19 protein-coding genes are annotated in these 24,067 nt (G+C 37.2%); 11 read left to right on the top strand and 8 right to left on the bottom strand.

Features of this window, described 5'->3' with window-relative positions:
* The 9 genes from QM538_05150 to QM538_05110 all read left to right on the top strand — a co-directional run.
* Nucleotides 1-3,292 (top strand): S8 family serine peptidase (locus tag QM538_05150; protein MDI9347871.1); only part of this gene is annotated, 3,292 nt, incomplete at its 5' end.
* Nucleotides 3,283-5,091 (top strand): hypothetical protein, encoded by a 1,809-nt coding sequence (locus tag QM538_05145; GenBank protein ID MDI9347870.1) that lies wholly within the window; start codon nt 3,283-3,285, stop codon nt 5,089-5,091. The genes QM538_05150 and QM538_05145, both read left to right, overlap by 10 nt.
* Nucleotides 5,092-5,166: 75 nt before the next feature.
* Nucleotides 5,167-5,544: a hypothetical protein gene (locus tag QM538_05140; GenBank protein MDI9347869.1), complete on the top strand. Its 378-nt coding sequence runs from the start codon at nt 5,167-5,169 to the stop codon at nt 5,542-5,544.
* A 22-nt stretch (nt 5,545-5,566) separates the two neighbouring features.
* Nucleotides 5,567-7,504: a hypothetical protein gene (locus QM538_05135; GenBank protein MDI9347868.1), complete on the top strand. Its 1,938-nt coding sequence runs from the start codon at nt 5,567-5,569 to the stop codon at nt 7,502-7,504.
* 288 nt (nt 7,505-7,792) lie between these two features.
* Entirely contained in the window at nt 7,793-9,514 is a 1,722-nt protein-coding gene (locus QM538_05130; protein MDI9347867.1) for a hypothetical protein, read from the top strand.
* A 174-nt stretch (nt 9,515-9,688) separates the two neighbouring features.
* Nucleotides 9,689-10,216, top strand: coding sequence for a carbonic anhydrase (locus QM538_05125; protein MDI9347866.1), 528 nt, complete (start codon nt 9,689-9,691; stop codon nt 10,214-10,216).
* Between the two features lie 24 nt (nt 10,217-10,240).
* On the top strand, nt 10,241-10,552 hold the full coding sequence (locus tag QM538_05120) for a hypothetical protein (protein MDI9347865.1): 312 nt from the start codon (nt 10,241-10,243) through the stop codon (nt 10,550-10,552).
* Nucleotides 10,553-11,440, top strand: a complete 888-nt coding sequence (locus QM538_05115; GenBank protein MDI9347864.1) for an NAD(P)-dependent oxidoreductase — start codon at nt 10,553-10,555, stop codon at nt 11,438-11,440.
* 12 nt (nt 11,441-11,452) lie between these two features.
* On the top strand, nt 11,453-12,856 hold the full coding sequence (locus QM538_05110; GenBank protein ID MDI9347863.1) for an amino acid permease: 1,404 nt from the start codon (nt 11,453-11,455) through the stop codon (nt 12,854-12,856).
* A gap of 4 nt (nt 12,857-12,860) precedes the next feature.
* Here QM538_05110 and QM538_05105 read toward each other — a convergent pair whose 3' ends face one another.
* Genes QM538_05105 through fahA form a run of 3 tightly spaced genes read right to left on the bottom strand, consistent with a single transcriptional unit; the run spans nt 12,861 to nt 15,948 of the window.
* Nucleotides 12,861-14,003, bottom strand: coding sequence for a hypothetical protein (locus QM538_05105; protein ID MDI9347862.1), 1,143 nt, complete (start codon nt 14,001-14,003; stop codon nt 12,861-12,863).
* 3 nt (nt 14,004-14,006) lie between these two features.
* Complete coding sequence (gene maiA / locus QM538_05100) at nt 14,007-14,639, bottom strand: maleylacetoacetate isomerase (protein ID MDI9347861.1); 633 nt, start codon at nt 14,637-14,639, stop codon at nt 14,007-14,009.
* A 13-nt stretch (nt 14,640-14,652) separates the two neighbouring features.
* Nucleotides 14,653-15,948 (bottom strand): fumarylacetoacetase, encoded by a 1,296-nt coding sequence (gene fahA, locus QM538_05095; GenBank protein MDI9347860.1) that lies wholly within the window; start codon nt 15,946-15,948, stop codon nt 14,653-14,655.
* 34 nt (nt 15,949-15,982) lie between these two features.
* Between fahA and hmgA the strand changes: the two genes are divergently transcribed.
* Nucleotides 15,983-17,296: a homogentisate 1,2-dioxygenase gene (hmgA, locus tag QM538_05090; GenBank protein MDI9347859.1), complete on the top strand. Its 1,314-nt coding sequence runs from the start codon at nt 15,983-15,985 to the stop codon at nt 17,294-17,296.
* On the opposite strand, the gene QM538_05085 is transcribed toward hmgA, so the two are convergent.
* From QM538_05085 to QM538_05075, 3 genes are read right to left on the bottom strand one after another with little or no spacing between them, the layout of a single operon-like run.
* Complete coding sequence (locus tag QM538_05085) at nt 17,293-17,496, bottom strand: hypothetical protein (protein MDI9347858.1); 204 nt, start codon at nt 17,494-17,496, stop codon at nt 17,293-17,295. The two genes, hmgA and QM538_05085, sit on opposite strands and share 4 nt — an antisense overlap.
* Nucleotides 17,493-19,100: an FAD-dependent monooxygenase gene (locus QM538_05080; protein ID MDI9347857.1), complete on the bottom strand. Its 1,608-nt coding sequence runs from the start codon at nt 19,098-19,100 to the stop codon at nt 17,493-17,495. Before QM538_05080 ends, QM538_05085 begins: the two co-directional genes overlap by 4 nt.
* A 9-nt stretch (nt 19,101-19,109) precedes the next feature.
* A complete protein-coding gene (locus QM538_05075; GenBank protein MDI9347856.1) occupies nt 19,110-20,087 on the bottom strand; it encodes an MBL fold metallo-hydrolase in 978 nt (325 codons plus the stop codon).
* A gap of 39 nt (nt 20,088-20,126) precedes the next feature.
* On the opposite strand from QM538_05075, the gene QM538_05070 reads away from it, so the two are divergent.
* Entirely contained in the window at nt 20,127-21,350 is a 1,224-nt protein-coding gene (locus QM538_05070; GenBank protein MDI9347855.1) for an acetyl-CoA C-acyltransferase, read from the top strand.
* Here QM538_05070 and QM538_05065 read toward each other — a convergent pair.
* Both QM538_05065 and QM538_05060 read right to left on the bottom strand, forming a co-directional pair.
* Nucleotides 21,347-22,774, bottom strand: a complete 1,428-nt coding sequence (locus QM538_05065) for an amidase family protein (protein ID MDI9347854.1) — start codon at nt 22,772-22,774, stop codon at nt 21,347-21,349. The genes QM538_05070 and QM538_05065 overlap by 4 nt on opposite strands.
* Before the next feature lie 4 nt (nt 22,775-22,778).
* Nucleotides 22,779-24,053: a phenylacetate--CoA ligase gene (locus QM538_05060; protein MDI9347853.1), complete on the bottom strand. Its 1,275-nt coding sequence runs from the start codon at nt 24,051-24,053 to the stop codon at nt 22,779-22,781.
* Between the last annotated feature and the right edge of the window lie 14 nt (nt 24,054-24,067).

The raw sequence follows: 24,067 nt of genomic DNA, 5'->3' as shown, positions 1-24,067 counted from the left end.
CACCCTAGCAGATCAACTAGGCACTGCGTTCATTAATACTCCTAGTAGCTGGCCTTTATTGGCAACTAGAAATAGAACCCAACCTCTCCCATCCCAAAGCGCGCAATTAAACCCAATCCCATTCTCAAATTATTTTTCAACTATTTTTTACGCACAAGATGACACAGTAATTACTGATATTCAAAACCAACGAAGAGCCTTAGGTATTCCAGTAAATGCAATAATAAATCTGAGATATAGTCGTGAAGTAAGTTTATTGTATGTAGATATTCAATTTACTAATAAATCTGAATCATTGGCACAGTATCAAAATCCTATCATTGAACAAAATATTCTGCGATTACCAAAAATACAAGGATTGTTTTCATTGCGTGTTAAAACTGAAAAGAGTTATTACAATCCAAATAATTCACCTGACGATACCTATTGGAATGAAAGTGCACCTTGTGATAGCTTTCCTTTAAATTATGAAAATGGGGATCAATTTGATCAAGGTCAATCCACACAATTCCCTGCTCTAGCTTCAAAACCACCATGTGCATGGCATTTAATCAATAACTCAACTTACAAAGGTGTTGATATTAGAACTGCGTGGAAACATTTATTTTCAGTAAATGATGGTCTTGTTTTGGGTTTACCAATCGTCATCGCTTTTATAGATACAGGGTACACACCCCATCCAGATATAAGAGAAGCAGATCTTTGGTATAACGATAGATCTGATTTTGATTATACTAAAGAACATAGAAATGGTAAAAACTTCTGCGATGGTGAAGCTTCTAATGATATATCTGATACTACTATTGGTAATCATGGACTAAAAACTTCAAGTATCGTATCTGCTGTAACCAACAATTCCAAAATCATGAGTGGTATCGCTTCTAATGTAAAAATTATGCATCTAAGAGTTGCAGGTTGCGAAGCAGCGGATCTTACTGCCGCTATTGATTATGCAAGAACCCATGGAGCCACTATTATTAATTTTTCTGGCCACGCAACACTTATTAAACCCAGCACACTTGTTAAAGATTCCACTGAACAAAGTAAAGCCCAAGAAAAAATTGACACTTTAAATAATGCCATATCAAATTTTAAAAATGCCAAAGGCACTCTTGTTGTTGCTGCAGGTAACGATGATTTGGATTTTTCAACAGAAGCTGCTATCGAAGTCGATCCCATAAAAATCAAACTTTCTAATTATTTACATTACCCTCAAAATTCTCCCAATGTTATTGTTGTTGGTTCAACTGACAAAGATGGAAACAGAGCGACATTTTCAAATTACAGCACCAGTACTGAAAAGCCACTTACCATAATGGCACCAGGTAAGGATGTATTAGTGGCGATAAAAAGTATATATATAGCCAATGCCAATGATATCGCAGTACCAACCTCAATTAAAAAATTATTTTTAATTGATCAAGCTTTTCAAGATGAAGGAACTTCTTATTCAGCACCTATAGTCTCAGGCATTATTGCTCTTATACAATCGAAACACCTTTATTACAGGTTTGACGCAGCATCTTTCCCAGATGTCAATGAAATTAAAAAACACCTAAAAATATTTGCTAATAGCAATCAAAATGACACGCAAAAATATGGTGCTGGGATAATAGATGCTGGATCAACTGTTAGTGATTATGTCCCCAGTGTAACCCCCGCTAATGCATTTAGTTATCCAGCCAGTTCATTTACTAAAGGTGATTCACAACCCTTATTGCCTAGCAAAGGCACCTCCTACAGAAACTACGGCATTTACAATTTCTTAGTTTCTAGAAGTTGGGGGGTTTCATATACAGTTATAACTGGTAGCGACCTCTGCACTGTTAATACAGTAACTGGTTCACTCACTTTTGATTTCACTAAGTATTCATTTGAGAACAGAACATGCACTATCCGTGAAGAAGTGTCATTTGCCAATTCATACGAAAGTAGTGTAAGCGACACCTCAACTACTGATGTCCAGCGTCAGTATAGTTACTTTACTGTAACTTTGTATGATCCAAATGTTAAAGTTGATAACGATGGAAATGGGCTAATAGAGATTTCCAACCAAAAGTTTCTTGATGCTATTCGTTACAACACAAATGGCACTTCTCTAATTATTAATGGAGTATCTTATACTGGAGGTTGTCCTAGTAGTGGTTGCTATGGCTATGAGCTTACTAATGACATCACCGTGAATAATTGGAATCCGATAGGACCTGGTAGAAACAGCATGCCTGTATTTAAATCAACTTTTGATGGTAAATATCATACCATCACAATCAATGATAATAACCAAAAGCCTGAAACTGCAAATCAGGATACCTACTATGGTCTCTTTGCTGCTACTAGTGAAACAGCGGTGATTAAAAACCTCCATGTAAACTACAATTCAACGATTACCTTTGACAATACACCCAATGGAGAAAATCCCATTCTCATTGGACCTGTTGCAGCAAGAAATGCTGGCATAATAATAAATGTAAGAACAACAGGGTCAATTAACCATACCTACCCTGGATTGTATCGGGTCTTTGCGGGAGGGATTGTAGGGAGTAATGAGAAAAATGGAATTAGAACTTGTATTGCTGCCGATACGAATTGCTCTCCCGACAAATCAGTTTCTTATCTCACCATCAATTTAAACGCTACTTTTTCTTCAAGAAATAATCAACCACACCTTTTTGCAGGTGGCATTGTGGGTAGAGATAAAGTAAATACCAGAGAACAGATTGCTGCTAATGCATCATATGCTGGTGGGTTAAATTATATAAATTGGAGTGATAATACTGAAGTTTCTCCATTAGCTGGTGAAGATGTTTCAGGCGAGACTAATAGTTTAAGTTATATTGAAAACTGGCGCATGAGATGTGGAGGTTATATAATTCGTACTAAAAGGGAATTTGGCATCCCTTATGCTGTTGTTGAATATGATAATGATAATTGGTCTTATTACACTTTCCCGGGAGGACCTTCATTAAGAAAATGTGAAGGGATAAGGCCTACTCGTGATTTAAGACTTGATTCATATTGGGGGAGATTTATTTCTGATAGAAGTAGTGTTAAATCAACGACAGGAAATTATTTAATCTCTGTGAAAAGTCAATGTAATAGCAATGACTGTCTAAGAGATATAATTACTACAAGTAATAATGGAAATCCAAACAGTACAACAGTAAAAAATATTAATCTTCAATTACAATCAGATTCTATATTGGGTTATTTCTATAACTGTATGCAAAAAAGACCTAATCCGATTTTGTACCTTTATTCAACTAATAATTCTAACAATTTAAATTGCAATTAATTAAAGACATTCAATTTAATCTAAAGCCACCAATAGCTATAGTTTTATTACTAATAGCTTCGAAATCATACTCAGAAAATGATTTTTATTTTGACAAACATTTCTCAGGTACTATTTCATATTCTTTAATAAATGGTTTAAATTTAGATACGAATAAAAATGAGAATGTGTTACATTCTTTAGAATTTAGTTTACGTTGGAAAGATGATTCAATTTATGAAAACCTAGGAATGGTATTTGAATTTAGCTCTATGTTTGTAAAAGCAGACTACATGTACTATGGAGACTATCTGCCTAGTAGTTTTAATAGATATAATCCTGAAATGCCTCCTCTAAATGAAAATTATGAATTTGTCATTCCAGTACATTTGAAATATACTAAATCAAGAATTGAAGAACTCTATTTAAGGTATGATTTAGATTTATTCAGTTTTAAAATTGGTTTGCAAAAGCATTTCTGGGGGCAGTTCGATTTATCGCCAATCTTATTGCTCTTGCCATTAAATTTAAGTCGTTATGCGAACTTTAAGTCAAAGTCAGACATCTTGTATCCTACTTTAACTACTTCAATTAGTTTTTTTCCTGACAATGAATGGCAATTGGATTTAATCTATTTTTTTAACCATGATCGGGATCCATTGGGCAATAACTATTATACCTATGCTGCGGGCGATACTGTTCGATATGATAAGGGTATTGATGTTAAGGTTAATGATATGTCAGCAATAGAAACATGGGGTAGAAATGGGTATACATTTATACCTAGATTTGGGAAATATAAAATTACAAACACAAGAGATAGTCAAGTGGCTTTACGGGCGGTATATTCGAATTCAAATATGACAATTGGATTGACTTATTTTGTTGGGTATTATGGTCAGTTAAAAGGTGTGGAAGGCAGAAAAAGATTCGCAGTTGAGGCGTTGCCTCGTGTTCCTGCTACTTACCAAAGCCCTGGAAGTTATGTTGACCCATCCCTATTTACACCTCTTTACAATGTATTTACTGATTATGGTTCAGGTTTTGCAAAAATAAAGGCTGTCGCTTTTGAAATTGCAATTCCAGACAATGAGTATACTTTTAAATTTGACTATTTAAAAATTCTCACCCCAATTCCTAGTTCTTATTATGACTTAAATAACCGCTTAAATTTTGAGACTACTCGTTACTATTTACCTTCATGTGCTAATTTATACGATGTAGTGCAAAGTAATAACAAGCAATTGTTTCAAGGATGTGTCTCAGATCAAAGAAATGAATATGAATATATTATTAATAAAAATAGGGGTAAATTAGATAGAAATGTGACTTACGATTATGCGCTGATTGGTTTTGACTATTTATCAGATCTATGGAAAGCTACTTTTGGGATAGTGTTGTATCAGAAAAAAATTTCAAACTGTACATTAGATGTTTTATTAACTTATTCTCACTGCTCAAATAAGAGATATTTATTCCCCTTTACGGTAGCTAGTTATACTTTTGGTGATAATGCAGATCATAATATCGGAGGAATATTTAACTATGACTTAAATTTAGGCGTGTTAAATGTAGGATTGTTTTATAATTATACTTACTTAGAGACTACAACATATTCTATTTTTATAGGCAATCAAACTTCACCAATCAGTTTTACCACTAATTATTTGCCTGGTTTACCAAAAGTTGAAAGTTCAGCGAAAGAAATAGCTGGATATCAACGCGACACACCTTCTGATACTGAGATTAAATCCTACGGAAGCGCAATACAAAATTTAAATAAATATCTAGTGACTTTTAATATTTTATATAAATATTAAGTTTTGCCCTAATCGCTTACTACAAATTTTATACAATTTGAAATATCGTACAATACAGATTGTATAATACAGTTCATGCAAAAGATTGATTCAAGTAATGCAATTCCCAATTCATTAAAAGATACTCCTGTGGGACAATCTAGATCTATCCTAGATGTAGTAGATTCATATTACGCATATTTATTGTCAGATATGAGAATAGTTAATAGAAATGCGCAAAATAATCCAATTATCGTTAAGATAACTTGCAATGTTCTATTGGGAAATGAATGTTTAAGGGATAAAGCTGAAAGTAATCATGTATATAGAAATCCTTGGTCTTCAAATCCAACAAATGATTATTTCCAAATTCAAGCAGATTCAATTCTCGGATATGTTTGTAATACAGCCCCAGTTTCTAGACCATATCCAATCCTTTATCCTTTGTATAAAATCGATCAACGATGCCATTAAAAAAGAACTAGCATTAACTCGTATGAACTGTATAGTTTTTATTCTATTCATACTTGTTAATTTAATTACTAATGCTAATGGTGAAAACACATATGTAAATAAACATATATCTGGTAATCTAGTTATTTCTGGAATTGCTGGTTTGTCGGGGGTAAAAACTACATCAAACCAGCTATATAGTATTAGTGCAAACTTTAGATGGCAAGATTTTGAACTTTTGCCCCATTTTGGAATTGCGATTGAAATTGATGCTTTACATACATCTATTAATTATAAATTTATTGGGATTATGAGTTGCGGAGTTTATTGGAAACCTCAATTTAATTTTTTGCCTAGATATAATTACCTTGCTTTTAGACCATATATTTATCATTATGGTAATACTAAAACAATCCAGCCTTCAGAAATTATTCAAAGATGCATAGATATTCAAGCAAGCAAAGAGCATTTTAATTATGAAATTACTATCCCTATTAAAAATAAATACACACAGTTGCTTGTCTCAGAAGCCTATATTAATTATGAAACTGACTTACTTCGATTCAGAGTTGGTAGGCAAAAATTAAACTGGGGACAATTTGATATTTCTCCTATATCATATTTATTACCCTTGCAACTTACAGGTAGTGTTCATCAGGCAAATAAAAATAATATTCTTTATCCAATTTTATCTGCTACGTTATCTATTTATCCCGATCCTGAATGGCAAATAGAATTACATTATTTTTTTAATCACGATAGAGATCCGTTAGGATATAAGTACTTTAATTCTGCTTTTGTTGATGTAAGTAGGCTTGAAAAAAGCGCATTTCCCAGGCTTGATAATGCATTGACTGCAAATGATTGGGGTAGACCAGGATATACCTTTATTCCACAGTTTGCTCAATACCGTTTGATAGATACTAGCGATGATCAGCAAGCGATAAGAATTTTATATTCTAATCCTGCTGTAACTCTTGGCCTGACTTTTTTTAATGGATATTGGGGGCAGTTACATGGAGTGGAAGGGAAGCACAGAAGAGCGGTGCAAGTCCTTGATGTCGCACCGCCTACCTACCAAAACCCAATTCGCAGCGAGTATGTTGACCCATCTCGTTTTACTCCACTGTATAGTACTTTTACTGATTTTGGATCTGGATTTGCAAAAATTAAAGCTGTGGCTTTTGAATTATCAGTACCCGATGATCGTTATACTTTTAAATTTGATTATTTAAAAGTATTAAACGCAATACCTGATTCAAGAACTGCTTTGAACTCAATAATAGCCACAGATCAACCACACTATTTAGCTATTCCAACCTGTGCAGACATTCGTCAAGCACTATATGCTGATTTTACTTTAATTGATGGTAAATATCTTCAAGGTTGCACTTCAGATCTTGAGCAAGTTTATTTTAATTATATTTTAATTAAAAACAAAGGCAAGTTGGATATTTTAGTTGACTATGAACTTGCGTCTCTGGGTTTTGATTATCAAGGCGAAGAATGGAATACAACATTTCAAGTGTTTATTTATAAGAAAAAATACCGTAACATAAATTTTATAAAATTCTACGAAATATATGATTTATTTAATCGAAAAATCTTAAAATCAAAAACAGAACTTTATTATTTACCTCTCATAGCTACACAGTATATCTTTGGACATGAGAGAAGTGAATCAGTTGGGTTTATTTGGAAAATAACAGAAGAGTTAGATAAAGAAATAGCTTTAGGGTTATATTACACCAACAAATCAATTGACAATGTTGAATTTACAGTTACATTAAGTGTCATATCAGCTGAACTTGGTTTTTCAGGTGTGTATCTACCTTCGTTACCTCAGATTGAAAATAAACTTAAGCAATATGGACACAAAACAGATGGGCCAGAATCTCTCTATAGTGCAGAATATAGTAATGAGAGTCACCCTATAGGTCGTACCGGATCACTTACTTTTAGTGTGAAATATTATTATTAGGGAACCTCAACTCATTCTATAAAAATATCTGGGCTGTTTTAACTAAAGCCTCGGCATATACTAGAAATATTAATGCAAATGTATTAAATATAAGCCTGGGTTTAATGTATATAAAAACAGAAACGATCAAAATTATAGTTGTACAGTTACTAACCCATCAAAAATAACAACAACTATAACAAATAAGCATAGTAGATTAAATGCTATAGCTAAAAATTATAGAGTAAAATATTTATCTTAAAGCATTACATCCTACATTATCTGGTGGAAAAGCGGGAAGATCAATTTATGTTTACGACAGAAGACCAACATCCACTGGTTTATGTGAATAAATACAAATCATTCGGTTATAGTATTTTAATTATCATTGCACTTTGCCAATGTACTCAATTAGCAATTGCAAATGATGAAACTGGAAATATAGATAAAAATCTATCAGGTGAGATAAATTATTCAATTTTGACAAAAGGCAACATTGAAGATTTTCAATATTTGCAAAGTATTTCTGCGAGATTAAAATGGAGAGATACTTTTGATGAAATATTTACTGTACAAGTAGATTTATATTTATTTAATTCAAGTGCTAAATATAATTTTGAGATGAATTATGGCTATAATAAAGATGGAAACTCAGTATTTGAAATCTCAAGTCGCCACTCCTACTATCGTTTTGATGAGACCTTTATCCAGGTTGAAAATGATTATTTAGTATGGCGCTTAGGCAATCAAAAATTTGTATGGGGCCAGAATAAAATATTTTCACCGATTAATTTATTACTACCGATTAATCATTCAGAATATAGTGTGAAAAAATCCATAAGTGAGTATTTGTATCCCATGCTTTCTACCTCTTTACTTATCTATCCAATCCCTGAATTAGAAATAGGGTTGTACTATTACTTTAATCACACAAGAGACCCAACTTCACATGTATATATTGATTATCTTAAAGAATACGCTAAGCACGATAATATTCAAATAACACCTGATTGTGCAAAAAATCAGCAAGTGGGCAGTGGTGATTGCTCATTGTTGTATGCTTACGATTCCGTAGGGTACGCTTCTAATTCAAACTCACAATCAGCGTTTAGGCTCCTTTATTCAAAAGATGTGAATATTGGCGTAACATATTTTGAAGGATTTTGGGGTCAAGTACCAGGGATAGAAGGAAAGAAATTAAAGATTGTTGAAAGTGGTCTACCTAAGCACTATAATTTACATACAGATTTTGGTAATGGTTATGCATTTATCAGAGCCATTGGTCTTGAGCTCGCAATTCCAGTTGGGCGTTATTCTTTAGAATTTGATCTCCTCTCCTTATTAAATAAAATACCTTTTTATGACGATGAGAATTATTTTGGAAGTAGAACGATAGAATTTGATCTACAAAGTTATAATAGTAATTGTGATCTTAATAAATATTATTATTGTTTAAATAACGATGCCATACTAGCAATTAAAAAGAATAATAATAAAGTGTATGATGAGGCAACTTACTCGTATCTCTCAATTGGTTTTAGTTATTTGGGGGAAAATCTTGATGCGTATTTTTATTTTTATGGATTGCAAATTAAATTCAAGAAAGTATCTAACGATAGCCAATCTTACTATAATAAAAAAACATATCAAGATGGAATACCTACTTTTGTCGTAAGAAAGTATCTTGATGATGAAAGAAAAGAAACTCTATCTTTTCTTTTTGGTAACTATACCAGTTGTAATAATTGTTTTGGTATTGGTATGTCATACGAGAATCAAAGTTACGAAGAAGTTCAATTTAATTTATATTTAGCTCATTTTGTTGGTGATTACTCATTTAACTATTTCTATATTCCTGATTTACCAAAAATTATTAACATTGCAAAACAATATAGGTATCTTTCAAATACACCTACATCGCCTAGAAATCAAAAAGGTTTTGCTTCCCCACTTGATTTCAGAACTAGAACTGAAGCTAGCAAAGGCGCCGATAGTATTATCATTGGGTTTGGTGTTACTTATTATTACTGATTGCAATTTATATTATTGTAATGCGCGGAACAGTACAGAAGCGCAATACAAAATTTAAATAAATATCAAGTGACTTTTAATATTTTATATAAATAGTAAGTTTTGCCCTAATCACCTACTACAAATTTTATACAATTTGAAATATCGTACAATACAGGTTGTATAATACAGTTCATGCAAAAGATTGATTCAAGTAATGCAATTCCCAATTCATTAAAAGATACTCCTGTGGGTAGGTTATTGGAATACCATAATCTTGGTAGGCCATTTGACCGATATGATAATGCTCAATTATTGATAGGTATGTGTATGGATAATAGAAAGCATTTAATCATGCCTGATAATTTTGCTTATATTATTCGTTCTGGTGGTGCTAATTTGCGTTATAGTGCATTTAAGGTATCCTATGCGATTAGCGTAGGAGGGGTGCGCTCAATAGCTATTATGGGGCATTCTAACTGTGGGATGGTTAATTTAATCTCTAAAAAAGACCAGTTTATAAACGGACTTATTAAGGGTGCGGGTTGGGATAAGATTGAGGCAGAAGATCATTTTATGAATCTTGCCTTGATGCATGAAATTCACAACGAGCAGGAGTTTGTTTTAAGTGAATGTGAGAGAATTAAACGAATGTACCCGCTTATTATGGTCACACCACTGTTTTATAAAGTAGAAGACAACAAGATTTACCTACTAAGTTAATTAAGGGTGTGCTAAACTATAGGCATGTTAATTCTTAACATTCTTTCAATTATCACATTGTTAGAAAAATACGACCTTGAGCCATATGATTTTTCAATAGATGATGGCTATGCAGTTGTGTATGACTTTGGGTATCATCTAGAAATTGAAATAGAAGATAGCACAACTATTCTAATAACGGTTCGGTCTGAATCAGGCACCAAACAAGATCTTGCTTTTAATTTTTATGAATTTGAACGATATATTAGACATCGCTTGTGGTTAGGAATATTATCTACTCCTAAACAAGAGCAGGTTGCCAAGGTAATAGAATTTAAAAAAAGAAATTCGTTGTAAATGACCTCAAAAACTATTGCTTTTATTGGCGTAGGGGTAATGGGAGGTGCAATGGCTAGCCATCTAGCCAAGGCAGGGTATAGTTTGCGATTGTTTAATCGTACCAAGGAAAAAGTAAATCAATGGTTAAAGCTAAATCCAGGATATGTCGCCACTTCAATTTCTGAAGCATGTGATGGCGCAGACTATGTCATTACTTGTGTCAATACCGTAGCCGAGGTTCGTGAAGTCATACTTGGGGATAGTGGAGCGCTTGCTTCCATGCCAACAGGCAGTATGATTATAGACCATTCAACCACAGCACCTTCATTAAGCCGTGCCATTTATGATCAGGCGCAAAGTAAAAATATCTACGCTTTTGATGCGCCAGTTAGTGGTGGTGCAGAGGGAGCTCGGTTAGGAACTCTGGTATGTATGGTAGGTGGGGATGCTGGAAAATTTGATGATTTGAAAAAAGTCAGCTCTTCGTATTGCAAGTTAATAAAACTAATGGGTGGGGCAGGGATCGGCAATCAAACTAAATTAGTTAACCAACTTTGTATAGCTGGAGTGTTAGCAGGAATATCTGAAGGATTAAGCTATGGAAAATCAGCAGAAGTTGACCTGTCATTAGCGTTGCCGCTGTTGATACAGGGCGCGGCAGGAAGTTGGCAGATGCAACATCGAGGTGAAACCATTCTGGAAAATAAATTTAATCATGGCTTTTCAATTAAAAATATGGTTAAGGATTTAGAGCTTTTTTTAGATGCATGTGGTGACACTAAGAGTAATTATCCAAACGCATTGGAGGTGCTAAGACGATATAAACAGCTCTGTGAGCTTGGTAATAGTGAGTTAGATACTTCAAGTTTAATTCTTTCATATAATAATAATCCGCAATCTAACTAGGGGGTACAATCCATGAATTTTTTTAAGATTAAGTCAATTGAACAGTTTCGTGCAGAAGACGATCAATCAGCTAAAACTCTCAACCGTTGCCTAGGTCCGCTCGATCTAATTCTTCTTGGTGTTGGGGCGATTATTGGTACTGGTATTTTTGTTCTGACTGGTGTTACTGCCGCAACTGCTACAGGCCCAGCAGTAGTTATTTCGTTCATTATTTCAGGTGTGGTGTGTACTTTTGTTGCGCTCTGTTACTCTGAACTCTCTTCCAAGATTGGGGGTTGTGGAAGTGCATATGGTTATAGTTATGCGGTATTTGGTCAGGGGATAGGATTTTTAGTAGCTTGGATGTTAATTTTAGAGTACTTAATTGCCACTACTGCGGTATCGGTAGGGTGGTCAGGATATTTGATTAATGTTTTAAATAATATAGGGATGCCATTGCCTGAGTCTCTCACCGTAGGATATTTTTCAAATCCAGAAAAAGGCATTATTAATTTACCGGCAAGTTTGATTTTACTAATTCTGATGGGGTTGCTGCTCGTTGGAGTGCGACAGAGTGCAACGCTCAATACTGTATTAGTCGCAATTAAAGTTTTTGCGGTAATAGTATTTATTGGGGTGGCAATGTTTAATATCCAGCCTAGCAACTGGTCGCCATTTATACCCTACGGTTGGTTTTCAACTACTGCAGATGGCCATACGGTAGGTATCATTGCCGGGGCTTCATTGGTATTCTTTGCCTATGTTGGGTTTGATGCGGTTTCAACTGCCGCCGAAGAATCTAAGAATCCTGCACGCGATGTGCCGATTGGAATAATAGGTTCACTTGTTTTTTGTACTTTGATTTATATTGTGGTGTCAGGTCTTATGACTGGAATTGTTTCTTATAAAGAATTAAATGTTTCATCACCAGCTTCACATGCGCTCACCCAAATTGGCTTTAAAGGTGCGTCAGCATTAGTTGGTACCGCAGTAATTGCAGGACTTACCTCTGTGATGTTAGTGCTCTATTATGCTTTGACGAGAATTTTATTTGCCTTATCAAGAGATACATTGATCCCAAGTTTTTTTTCTTCTGTTAATAGTAAAACCAAAACCCCAACTCGAATTATTATAGCTACTGGAATCACCATGTCTTTTATTGCTGGTGAATTACCGTTTAATACGTTAGTTGAGATTGTCAATATCGGTACTTTGTCGGCGTTTATTTTTGTTTGTTTAGCGGTGCCAGTTGCAAGGAAAAGATACCCGCAGTACATAAGTAAAATTGTTATTCCTGGGGGTTTGATTATACCTATCCTTGGCGCACTGTCTTGCTTTGGATTAATTCTTGCCTTACCGACACATACCATTAGTATGTTTGCGCTATGGATGCTTGTTGGAGTGTTGGTGTATGTATTGTATTCTTCCAGGCAGTAACTTTTTAGTGGAGAGGAATGACTTGGTGGTTGGCTAGTATTTCTTTTGTTTTTGGGTACACCTCACCTGGTATTGTCATGGCTGGGCCAGCTACCTCAAACAGCACATAGGTAATACCGTCCTTAGTGATAGAGGAATCACCTGGTTCGCTTTTGATTGCGGCCGCCAAGAGCGCATGTTCGGGTACAAGCACTAAAAGCAAAGGTAAGCCTGGGAGATGGTTGAGCAAAGTGCTTGCTGCCGCTATCGCTTTTGTATCACAGTCTCCAAGGTTATTATCTAATAATGTTGTGGGAAGCACTATTCCTAAAGCAGAAAATCTATCCTTATCTTCTATGGCCTGGTAAGGAATTGATTGAAAAAAAGAAGTTATAGTAGCAATTAGTTCGCGCGTACTTGCAGTGTTAGAAAATTGTTTAGCAAGATTCGCGAGTGCAGGTTTATAATCTAATACCACTTGCCTATAATCAACTTGAATGATTGGAATAAATTCATTATCCGAGTTAACTATGGTAGCGTATGATTTTTTTAATTCAGAATTAAATATTTCTTTAGAAGTATTTTCAATACCTTTTTTTGAATCAATTACCAATTGGTTGATTTGATCGTGATGTTCTTTTGCCTGGGCATTGATATTTCTCGCCAGGGTTTCAAGTTCCTGAGTAAAGGCAATCTGCAATTGCCGGTTTTCTTTGTCACTTGCACCAGGTTTAAACTGTAATGTGCTGGTTAGTTGTAAGTTTTTGTCTTGAATGGTAACATTAATAGTGGTGCCTGGTGGGTAACGCCGAGCCAGTAAAGATGCTTGGCTTTGTGCCTGTTCGTAGAGGGCTTGAAAATTATGTTCAATTACTGATTGGATTTGTTGGTTGGTATTCTCAACTACCTGCTGGTTTTTTTGTCTTACTACCGAATCTATCTCAGCATGTTGCCTTAAGGTTTGGCGTCCTTTTTCAATATCTTTGTTATCAAGCGTAAAGGCGATGGTTTTAAGCCCACCAAACGCATTGCTTCTGTAGGTAATGAGATAATGAGTAACCTCTTTGCTCACGATCTTTTTAAAATCAGTTTGTTCTGCGCTCACTAAGGTTACATTAGTGAAAGAACAAGTCAATAAAATCAAACAAATATATTTGTTTGATACCATGTATTATTCCTGAGGATATGCCTTACTAAATGACTCCAACGCGCAGCAAGTATTGACTATGGCCGCAAGCTTAGGATACGGAGTGCAATCAAGTGAAAATCGCAAGGCGTTGTACCATTGAGCGACTAAAAAAATATCAGCAAGACTGGGAGTGGAAGTTTTGGCTAAAAATCCTTGCTCTGGTGCGAGTTGTTCAAGGGTAATAAAACCTTCTCGCATCCAGTGATGCATCCATGCGATTTTATTTTGTTCAGTGCAATGTAATTCTTGCTCTAGATACTGTTGCACTCTCAAATTGTTAAGGGGGTGAATGTCGCATGCAAGTATTAGACAAAGTGAGCGCACCGTAGCCCGTGTTTGTGGGTCATTACCAAGTAATGGTGGCTGGGGGTATTGCTCATCAAGCCACTCACAGATGGCCATTGATTGGTAAAGATAAAAATCTACATTGCTGGAAGCAACATGAAGCACAGGAATAAGTCCTTGTGGATTAATTTTGCGAAACTGCTCGCCTCTGTCTTCCTTTTTGAGTAAATTAACAGTCTTTTTTTCATAGCTAAGTGACTTGAGATTCAAAGCAATGCGAACTCGGTAGCTTGCTGTAGATCTAAAATAATCGTATAGAGTTAATTGCATTGGGAATAGACTTCTATGGCTCGATGGTGGCGAACGCTTCCCCAAATCCAATTGAGACTGCCTGATTAGCTGTGCATGTGGCTTTGAGAAGTACGCTATCACCATCGAGTAGAAATGTTCGCCCCTCATCGTTAGATATAGCAATTGGTGTTTTACCATTGGCGGTTAATTCTAATAGAGAGCCAGCCTGCGAGGGTTCAGGGCCAGAAATAGTTCCAGTACCTAATAAATCACCTGATTGTAAGTTGCATCCATTGCTGGAATGATGGGCGATACATTGGGCTGGAGTCCAGAGTAAAAATGAATTATTTGTTTTACAAATAACCTTAGGTGAGCTTGAGGTTTTTCGCAGCATTGGAGAAAGTATTGAGGCGGTAATTGAGATATCAGGAATTAATGAAGGTTCTTTAGTTAAGTAAGGGAGCGTGGACGGAAGTCCAGCAATTCTCTTATGAGCCACAAAAAAAGGCGTTAATGCAAAACCAGTGATTACAAATGGAGAAATAGTGGTTGCAAAACTTTTACCTAAAAATGGACCAAGTGGTTGATATTCCCAAGATTGAATATCACGAGCTGACCAATCGTTGAGTAAACAATAACCAAAAATATATTCTTCTGCTGATTCAATTGGGATAGGCTCACCCAATTGATTACCGCCTCTAATAAATATTCCGAGCTCAACTTCAAAGTCTAGTTTTGCAGTTGAACTGTATGTCGGTAGAGGTTGATCTGGATTTTTAATTTGTCCTTTAGGTCGTTTTACTATTGATGGACTTACCCGAATACTAGAGCTTCTGCCATGGTATCCGATTGGCACATGCACATAGTTCGGCATTAGGGGCTGATCAGGCCTAAACATTTTACCAACGGTTTGCGCGTGGTAGTAGGATGCGTAAAAATCAGTATAATCACCAATAATGGTTGGAAGAACAAATTGTGCCTGGGCAATCGGAGAACAGTGCGCGAGAATTTTATCTTTATGAACTGAAGATTCACAAAGTAGATTTGAGATACTATGCCGTAAGGTTAGTAATTGTGAAAAAGATAAATTCATAAGCTTTGACATATCGGAATGAAGTAGAGCGCTACAGGTCACGCTAGGTATATCAATTGCTTGTGAATGCGCTTCGCAAAATGCTGATAGGTTAAAAAGTAAGTCACCGATCCCAACCATGATAGAATTTCTATTTCCGTTTTGCGCTACTGCAAAAGGGAGATTCTGTATGGGAAATTCTGTGGTTTGAGATTGTGCGCTTGTGATAAAGCTATTTCGTTTTGGAGAGTGTGTTTCGTCTAGTGTAAAAATCATAATGGTAACTTTACTTATTTTATAATATAATTGAATGATGAAAGTAAGTTATTTAACTGGGTTTGGCAATGAGCATAGCAGCGAAGCGGTGGTCGGAGCACTACCACTCGGTTGTTTTTCTCCTCAAAAACCCCCACTAGGGCTTTATGCCGAAAAATTTTCTTCTACTGCCTTTACCGCACCTCGCGCAAAAAACCGAAGAAGTTGGTTTTACCGAATGTTACCTTCAGTGGTACGAAGTGAAATGCAACGGCTAGCGAACCAGTACCCAAATTGGCGAACGGCAGGTATTGGGAGCGATGAGGAACTCGCTGAGTACGATCCTCGTGCAATGCGCTGGGATCCGATTCCACCAGCACAAAAGCAAATTGATTTCCTGTCTTCTATTAGAACTGTCGCTATCGCAGGTGACACGAGAACACAAATAGGTACTGCAGTTAGTCTGTATCAATTTTCTAAAAATAATGAGCGATTGTATTTTGTTAATGCTGATGCGGAGATGCTTTTTATCCCCCACCAAGGTGATCTCATTATTAAAACTGAATGTGGGGTGTTAGAATTAGCTCCTTTAGAAATTGCTGTAATTCCGCGTGGTATGGTATTCTCAGTTAACTGCAAAGGTGGTTCGGTAGCAGCGGGCTATCTTTGTGAAAATTACGGTGCGCCATTAGACCTTCCTGAGCGTGGTCCAATCGGATCGGATGGCTTTGCTAATGATCGAGATTTTTTATATCCACAGGCTTGGTATGAGGAGGGAATTGGTGATTGCAAGTTAATTAGAAAAATTGCCGGCTTATTTTTTGAGACAGCTCTGCAAGATTCCCCGTTGGATGTTGTTGCATGGGTGGGGAATAGCGCACCATACAAATATAACTTACAACTGTTCAACACCATAAATACTGTTTCTTATGATCATCCTGACCCTTCAATTTTCACTGTGCTAACTTCACAAAGTGATACACCAGGTGTGGCTAATATTGATTTTGTGATTTTTCCACCGCGCTGGATGGTTGCGGAAAACACTTTTAGACCTCCATGGTTTCACCGTAATTGTATGAGTGAGTGGATGGGATTAATTCATGGAGTGTATGACGCAAAACCCGATGGATTTATTCCTGGTGGCATGAGTTTGCATAATACCATGACACCCCATGGCCCTGATGTGCAGGCCCATACGCATGGAAGTGAAAGCGAGTTAAAGCCAGTTCATTTACTCGGTACCATGGCGTTTATGGTAGAGACGAGATATACTTTATTCCCAACCTTGTTTGCACTCGACACTTCAGCTAGGCAAAAAGAATATCACCAATGCTGGCAAGGGTTTTCAAAAAAATTTAAAAAACCTTAAATTGAAATATCTTTCAGTGCAAGAGTGATCGCATCAAGTTTGCTTTGACTATCGTGGCTGGATATTGCGAGAAGAATGACCAGCCTGCTTAAAAAAGCCTCTCTCTGTGGCTGAGGCACTTTGTCAATGGCCCGAGAAAGTTGGTATAAAAATTCATCACCGGATTCTCGGGTAAAGACCGAGCTAGATATTTTTTTCATGAAAGTCTCCCAATCGCACGATTGTACGCTCGTGAAACCTGACTTGGATTAAAGCTCTTAAAGCTTGCACAGCGATACTGGTCGGGTCTAATTAATAACAGGCAGGGTTCTTGCAACCGTAATCGATTTGGAAGTAATTTTTTTCTGTCAAGATATTGATTTGCGTTTTTCCCTATGACGAGATAGTTAAGATCGCCATGGTTTTGACAATAGGTTTCAATAGTTTTATTGTGGGGTAACAGGTAAGACAGTAAAGTGAATTTATTTGAAAGTACATTATGTAACCATTTATTTTTTCCTTGATGAGTGAGCGGAGCGTCCTGCATCAACCAACAACCATCTTGCTGGTCGCTTAGCGTGCTGGCGGGGTAATCACAATGCTCTGATAATCTGCCACTATTTACTAGGGGCTGAACTGCAGAGTGGTTTTTTGCGAGAGAAAGCACCGAATCTCGTATGGTTTGACAAGTTTGGTTGAGGGGGCTAATAAACAATGCCGATCTAGTAGAATTGAGTATATTAATATCTGAAGCATAGCCTCGCTCCTCATCGTATGACTGAAGAAGTTTTTTAGGCGCGATTTTTTTCAGTACTCTTGCTAGTTTCCATCCGAGGTTTTGAGCAGCTGCAATTGCTCCATTTGCGCCTCGTGCTCCAAATGGTGAAACTTGATGTGCGCTATCACCGAGAAATATAACATTGTTGTGCACAAAGGAAGAAAGCCTGCGACACCTGAATTTATAAATACTTGACCATTCAAGTGACCAGCCGTTCTCACCAAGCATGGCATTAAGATATTTTGCCACTTGCGCAGGCTGATTTTCTACTTCAGGATTGCAATGTGGACCAAGTTGAAAATCAATTCTAATAACTTTGTCTGGTTGTTGATGGCGCAATACTGAGCCTTGGGGGTAAAAAGAAGGATTGAACCAATAGATTCTTTCATTGGTGTAGGTAGTTGAAGTTTTTACATCACAAATTAAAAAATAATCTTCAAAAGATTCTCCTACCGGATGAAGATTCATCATCGATCTAATCGTGCTGTTTGTCCCATCTGCAGCGATGAGATATTGGCACGCAAGTTGGTAGGTTCCCTTCTGTGAAGTGACGGTGACAATGGATCCAGACCTGTGCGCGACAAGATTTGAAACCGATTCTTCAAATCTAAGAGAAATAAGTGGCTGCATCAAAACTGCCTGCACCAGGTAATCTTCAAGATAATATTGTTGTAAATTAATAAATGCCGGCATCTGAAAATCTTTTTCATTTACTAATCGGTATTTGTAGATCAGGGAATTTTGTAAAAATACTGAACCATCATTCCATCTAACTCCTTTGGCTAGAAGTTTTTTGCCAATCCCAAGTCGTCCTAGAATTTCTAAAGTTCTTTTGCTATAACAAATCGCCCGTGAGCCAAAGCTAACTGTGGAGTCTTTATCAATTATTACTGAAGGGATTTGTTGGGCCGCCAATTCAAGCGCAAGCGTTAATCCACTCGGCCCTGCGCCAACAATTATTACCGGAACGGTTCGTGTTGTTTGGTTATCTAAATCTTCATGTACCGTGCTTTCATAGGTGGTAAATGAAAAATCCGTGATTGGCATACTAGTTAGTTAGGTTTTATTTACCGTATCTAACGCTGATTGTAATGAGTGCCACATGTCTTGATCTCTACTATCAGTCCAAATTCTTGGGTCGGGATATTCGTTACCAGCTTCATCAAAACATCTGGTAATGTCAAAAGGCAAGCAATGCTCAAAGATAACCCATTGTTTGTATTTTGGTGCCAAAGTGGTGTAGGCGTCAATATAACACTCAGACAAGGATTTACCTTTTTTCTTCCCAGCTTCCACGCTTGAGAACATGGCCTGCACAAATTCTCTAGTGCCTTCAATAGCTTCTATACATTTCTTTTTACCAATTACCGCTTCGCCTCGGCCAGGTACGAGCATCTCAGGTTGTAATGCGAGAAGTTTATCTAATGTAGAAGGCCAGTCGCGATGATAGGCATCACCACTATATGGAGTTGCACCATACTCAACAAGATCACCTGAGAATAAAATTCGTTCTTGTTCTAACCAAGCTATCGTGTCGCCTTTGGTGTGACCTCGACCTGGGTTTGAAATGTCAACGCGGGTCTTGCCCATAAAAAATTTCATTGCATTGCTAAAGACATGGGTGGGCCAAGTTAATCCAGGTACAGAATCCACCCCTCTAAATAGTCTAGGGAATCTACCTACCTCACTTTTGTAATCTTGCTCACCTCGTTCGCAAATTAATTCAAAAGTAGGTTGCGATGCAATAATACTTACTGGTGAGTAAGCACTCGCACCTAAAACACGAACAGCGTGATAGTGTGTAAGGAGCACATGACGGATAGGTTTGTCAGTAACGCCTGCGACTCTGGCAATAACATCCTGCGCCATGATAGGAGTTGCTTGGGTGTCTATGACTAGCACTTCTTTGTCGCCAATGATAATCCCAGTGTTAGGATCACCTTCTGCGGTGTAGGCATAAGCTCGATCAGACAGCTTGGTAAAATGGATATTTTTTTCTTCAGTATCAGCGTGTGATGCAAATTTTTTATTCATAATGTAACATGTTATATCATATTATTAGGAAATTGTAACATGTCATTAATTGAAGGAGCATTTATTTGTGATTACCAACGCACCGCAATTGGTCGTTATAACGGAAGTTTAGCATCAGTTAGGCCTGATGATTTACTTGCGATCACGATACAAGCTCTTATGACAAGAAATCCAAGTGTTGACTGGAGTACCGTTAGCGATGTATTAGCAGGATGCGCGAATCAAGCTGGTGAGGACAATCGATGCGTGGCTCGGATGGCCGTGTTACTCAGCGGATTGCCAATCTCAGTGAGCGCGACTACCATTAATAGACTATGTGCATCAGGTATGGACGCAGTTGCTTTTGCAAGTGCCAGTATCAAAGCCCAAGATGGTTGGATGTTTTTAGCTGGTGGTGTAGAAAGCATGACTCGTGCACCATTTGTACTTGGTAAATCTCCAACTGCTTTTTCTAGAGAAGCCACAATGTACGACACAACCATTGGCTGGCGTTTTATCAATAAAAAAATCGCAGAGCAGTTTGGCACCTTAAGCATGCCTGAAACTGGTGAGGAGGTTGCAAAAAGATTTGCTATTTCCAGAGAAAGACAAGATGAGTTTGCTTTTGCATCGCAACAAAAATACGCACAGTCATTTAAACAAGGCCGTTTTGCAGAGGAAATTACTCCAGTAAAAATTCCCAGTTCTAAAGGTGGTGGTAAAGGTGGTTCCATAGATTTTTTAATTGACGAACATCCGCGCCAAGACACCTCGCTTGAGAAGTTGCAGAGTCTGTCACCTTTATTTACTCATGGCACGGTAACCGCAGGGAATGCGAGTGGAGTTAATGATGGGGCCGCAATGACATTATTAGCAAACCAAGCTGCGATAAAGCAATTTTCACTAAATCCCATTGCACAAATAGTTGCCGTCGCCCGAAGTGGGGTTGAGCCAAATATAATGGGCATCGGTCCGCGTGATGCTTGCAGGGCGCTCATTAAAAAAACCGGATTATCAATTGATGAGATTGATCTTTTTGAAATTAATGAAGCGTTTGCCAGCCAGGTATTAGCTTGTCTAAGTGAGCTGGGTATTAGTGATAATGACCCTAGGGTAAATCCAAATGGAGGTGCCATCGCACTCGGTCACCCGCTCGGTATGAGTGGAACAAGATTAATTGGAACCCTTGCGCTTGAGCTCAAACTTAAATCTCTCACCTACGGCATCGCCACCATGTGTGTTGGTGTCGGGCAAGGAGTCGCAGTACTCCTTAAAAAGGTTTAAGGAGTTGATTCTTTTTGAAGTAAGCTAAGTATCAGTTCCGCTACGGCAAGTAAATACTCATCGTTACCTTCAAAAGATTCTAGCTCAATACCAATAGGAATACCAGTTAATGTTTTTCCAAACGGAATGGCTATCCCAGGAATCCCTGCATTGCTTGAAGGATCCATGTTTTTAATCATAGTCTGAAACGTAGGCACCATTTTGCCATTTAGCTTAAATTGTTCTTCATTTCCTGCTATAGGAATTGTTTGACTAGGAGTTACTGGAATCAAGATAATATCAATTTTATGCTCTTCAAAATATTTTTTATAAAGAGCTTGTAACTCAGGTCGTTTATTTGCGATAGCATCGGTATAGACAGATTCTGGAATACCATGAGGAATAATAAACTTTTCATATGTTGCACGAACATCCGGAGATTGAACATTGTTCAAAAAGTCCTTGGGGTTAGTTAGATTTGGTGCGTAGGTAGCGAGCAGTTCGTTAAATCCTTTTCCTGATTCAAATAATACAATTGGGAAACTAATTTTCTCATTTAATTCACCAACACCTGGTAAGGGCGCCTCAACAATCTTAGCTCCTAATCGTTTTAAGATTGCAATGGCAAGTTCAATATTTTGTGAAACTTCAGGAGTTAGTGATTCGTAAAAATAATTCCTAGGTATCCCAATGGTAATTGAAGAAATCTCTTCGGGCTTAAATTTTTTGGAAGAAGGCTTAGTACCAGAAAGGACGGCGTCTAAAGTCCTTACCAGATCCACCGTTTTTGCCATTATGGTAACAGTATCTCGGGTAGGAGAAATTGGCACAAGACCGTCGTTTGCGTATCTACCTGTTGTAGGTCTAAAACCAACCACTCCGTTAAAAGCAGCCGGTATTCTGCCTGAACCCCCTGTATCAGAACCTAATCCAGCATCAACTAATCCTAGGGCAACTGCTACAGCAGTACCGCCGCTACTCCCACCAGCTATGTAATCAAAATTTATTGCGTTATGTGCGGTGCCGTAGCTTGCATTAATGTTCGTGATCCCAAATGCTAATTCATGCATATTAGTTTTACCAACCATAAGTGCGCCTTGATCTACTAATCTTTGAACTGTAGAAGCGTTTTTTGTCGGTTTGTATCCTGCAAAGGCCTTAGTGCCTGCTGTGGTGTGATATGGCAAAGCGTCAATATTATCCTTTACAGCAATAGTTAAGCCATGCAACGCCCCTTTGATAGGTTGTGCGTCTAAAGCTTTTGCTTGATTCTTTACATTATCAAAATCAATTTCTAAAAAGCTATTGTATTGTTTGACTGTTTCATATTGTTGCTGCAGAGATTCAATCTTTGTTGCTACTGGATTTGTTTTGCTTTTGTCAGCGCATCCTCCAAGATACATCATGCTTGCTAATAATGAAATTACAATTATTTTTTTACTCATAGTGTTATTCTCCTCTTTTGTCTGTTACTCTTTTTGCTTTACCTTCTGATTTTGGCAAACTGTCTTTTGGAACTATTGAGACTTCAACTTGAATGCCAACAAAGGTCTTAATTTTTTTTACTAATTCATTTTTGATGGTATTGATATCTACCCCAGCATGCTCTGACTCTACTTGTAATAGAAGCATATCAAGCCGATCTTTTTTGTAGAGTTGGATTTGATAATTTGCTCGCAAACCATTACAAGTAATAATTTGCTCTTCTAGTTGCGATGGAAACACATTTACCCCGCGAATTATCATCATGTCATCATTTCTTCCAACTATTCTATCCATGCTCCTCATACATCGGCCATGGGAAGGTGGGTTGAGTTTTGTTATATCTCTAGTACGATAGCGAATTATGGGCATTGCTTGTTTTCGTAAGGAAGTGAACACCAATTCACCACTCTCTCCCATTGGTAATACATTCCCATCTGGGTCAATAATTTCAGGATAAAAATAATCTTCCCATAGTATCGTGGTGCCTTTATGGAGGCTAGATTCTTGCCCAACACCAGGACCAATAACTTCTGATAATCCATAAATGTCTAGAGCGTCAATACCGATTCTTCTTTCAATCTCTTCACGCATGGCAAATGTCCATGGTTCGGCTCCTAATATACCAATACGCAAACCCAACTCTTCTTTGCGCACCCCACAACTATCCATAGCATCTGCAATGGTGAGTAGATATGAAGGAGTAACCATTATAATTTTAGATTGAAAATCTTTAAGTAACTTTATCTGTCGTTCTGTTTGACCGACTGAATGAGGCACTACTACACAACCTAATCGTTCAGCTCCGTAATGCGCTCCTAGTCCTCCAGTAAATAGTCCGTATCCATAAGAGACCTGCACTATATCACCTGGCCTACCACCTGCAGTAAAAATACTTCTTGCTACTACATTTGCCCAATCATCAATATCGTGTTTCGTATAACCCACGACTGTTGGAGATCCCGTGGTACCACTTGAAGCATGTATCCTTGATATTTCTTTTTGCGGGACACAAAACATTCCGAATGGGTATTGTTTGCGTAAATCCTCTTTAACTAAAAATGGAAACTTAGCCAAATCAGAAAGTGATTTGATTGTATCAGGACCGACCTTATGTTGATCAAAGTGTTTTTTCCAAAAAGGATTATTGTGGTAGGCATGATGAATGGTGCCTTTTAATCGCTCGAGTTGAAGTGCTTGTAATTCTTTCTCAGATGCTGATTCAATCTTGTCTAGAAACATAGTCATAATTATAA

This window comes from Candidatus Methylacidiphilales bacterium (assembly GCA_030054035.1).
In the GTDB taxonomy this organism is placed as follows: Bacteria; Pseudomonadota; Gammaproteobacteria; order JASGCS01; family JASGCS01; genus JASGCS01.
The sequence above is the reverse complement of the archived record's forward strand: the minus strand, read 5'-3'. Positions and strand labels throughout refer to the sequence as shown.

What these genes read in the sequence shown, in the direction of transcription:
- QM538_05140 (MDI9347869.1), top strand. Translation starts at nt 5,167, where the DNA reads ATGCAAAAGATTGATTCAAGTAATGCAATTCCCAATTCATTAAAAGAT.
- QM538_05135 (MDI9347868.1), top strand. Translation starts at nt 5,567, where the DNA reads ATGAACTGTATAGTTTTTATTCTATTCATACTTGTTAATTTAATTACT.
- QM538_05130 (MDI9347867.1), top strand. Translation starts at nt 7,793, where the DNA reads ATGTTTACGACAGAAGACCAACATCCACTGGTTTATGTGAATAAATAC.
- QM538_05125 (MDI9347866.1), top strand. Translation starts at nt 9,689, where the DNA reads ATGCAAAAGATTGATTCAAGTAATGCAATTCCCAATTCATTAAAAGAT.
- QM538_05120 (MDI9347865.1), top strand. Translation starts at nt 10,241, where the DNA reads ATGTTAATTCTTAACATTCTTTCAATTATCACATTGTTAGAAAAATAC.
- QM538_05115 (MDI9347864.1), top strand. Translation starts at nt 10,553, where the DNA reads ATGACCTCAAAAACTATTGCTTTTATTGGCGTAGGGGTAATGGGAGGT.
- QM538_05110 (MDI9347863.1), top strand. Translation starts at nt 11,453, where the DNA reads ATGAATTTTTTTAAGATTAAGTCAATTGAACAGTTTCGTGCAGAAGAC.
- QM538_05105 (MDI9347862.1), bottom strand. Translation starts at nt 14,003, where the DNA reads ATGGTATCAAACAAATATATTTGTTTGATTTTATTGACTTGTTCTTTC.
- maiA (MDI9347861.1), bottom strand. Translation starts at nt 14,639, where the DNA reads ATGCAATTAACTCTATACGATTATTTTAGATCTACAGCAAGCTACCGA.
- fahA (MDI9347860.1), bottom strand. Translation starts at nt 15,948, where the DNA reads ATGATTTTTACACTAGACGAAACACACTCTCCAAAACGAAATAGCTTT.
- hmgA (MDI9347859.1), top strand. Translation starts at nt 15,983, where the DNA reads ATGATGAAAGTAAGTTATTTAACTGGGTTTGGCAATGAGCATAGCAGC.
- QM538_05085 (MDI9347858.1), bottom strand. Translation starts at nt 17,496, where the DNA reads ATGAAAAAAATATCTAGCTCGGTCTTTACCCGAGAATCCGGTGATGAA.
- QM538_05080 (MDI9347857.1), bottom strand. Translation starts at nt 19,100, where the DNA reads ATGCCAATCACGGATTTTTCATTTACCACCTATGAAAGCACGGTACAT.
- QM538_05075 (MDI9347856.1), bottom strand. Translation starts at nt 20,087, where the DNA reads ATGAATAAAAAATTTGCATCACACGCTGATACTGAAGAAAAAAATATC.
- QM538_05070 (MDI9347855.1), top strand. Translation starts at nt 20,127, where the DNA reads ATGTCATTAATTGAAGGAGCATTTATTTGTGATTACCAACGCACCGCA.
- QM538_05065 (MDI9347854.1), bottom strand. Translation starts at nt 22,774, where the DNA reads ATGAGTAAAAAAATAATTGTAATTTCATTATTAGCAAGCATGATGTAT.
- QM538_05060 (MDI9347853.1), bottom strand. Translation starts at nt 24,053, where the DNA reads ATGTTTCTAGACAAGATTGAATCAGCATCTGAGAAAGAATTACAAGCA.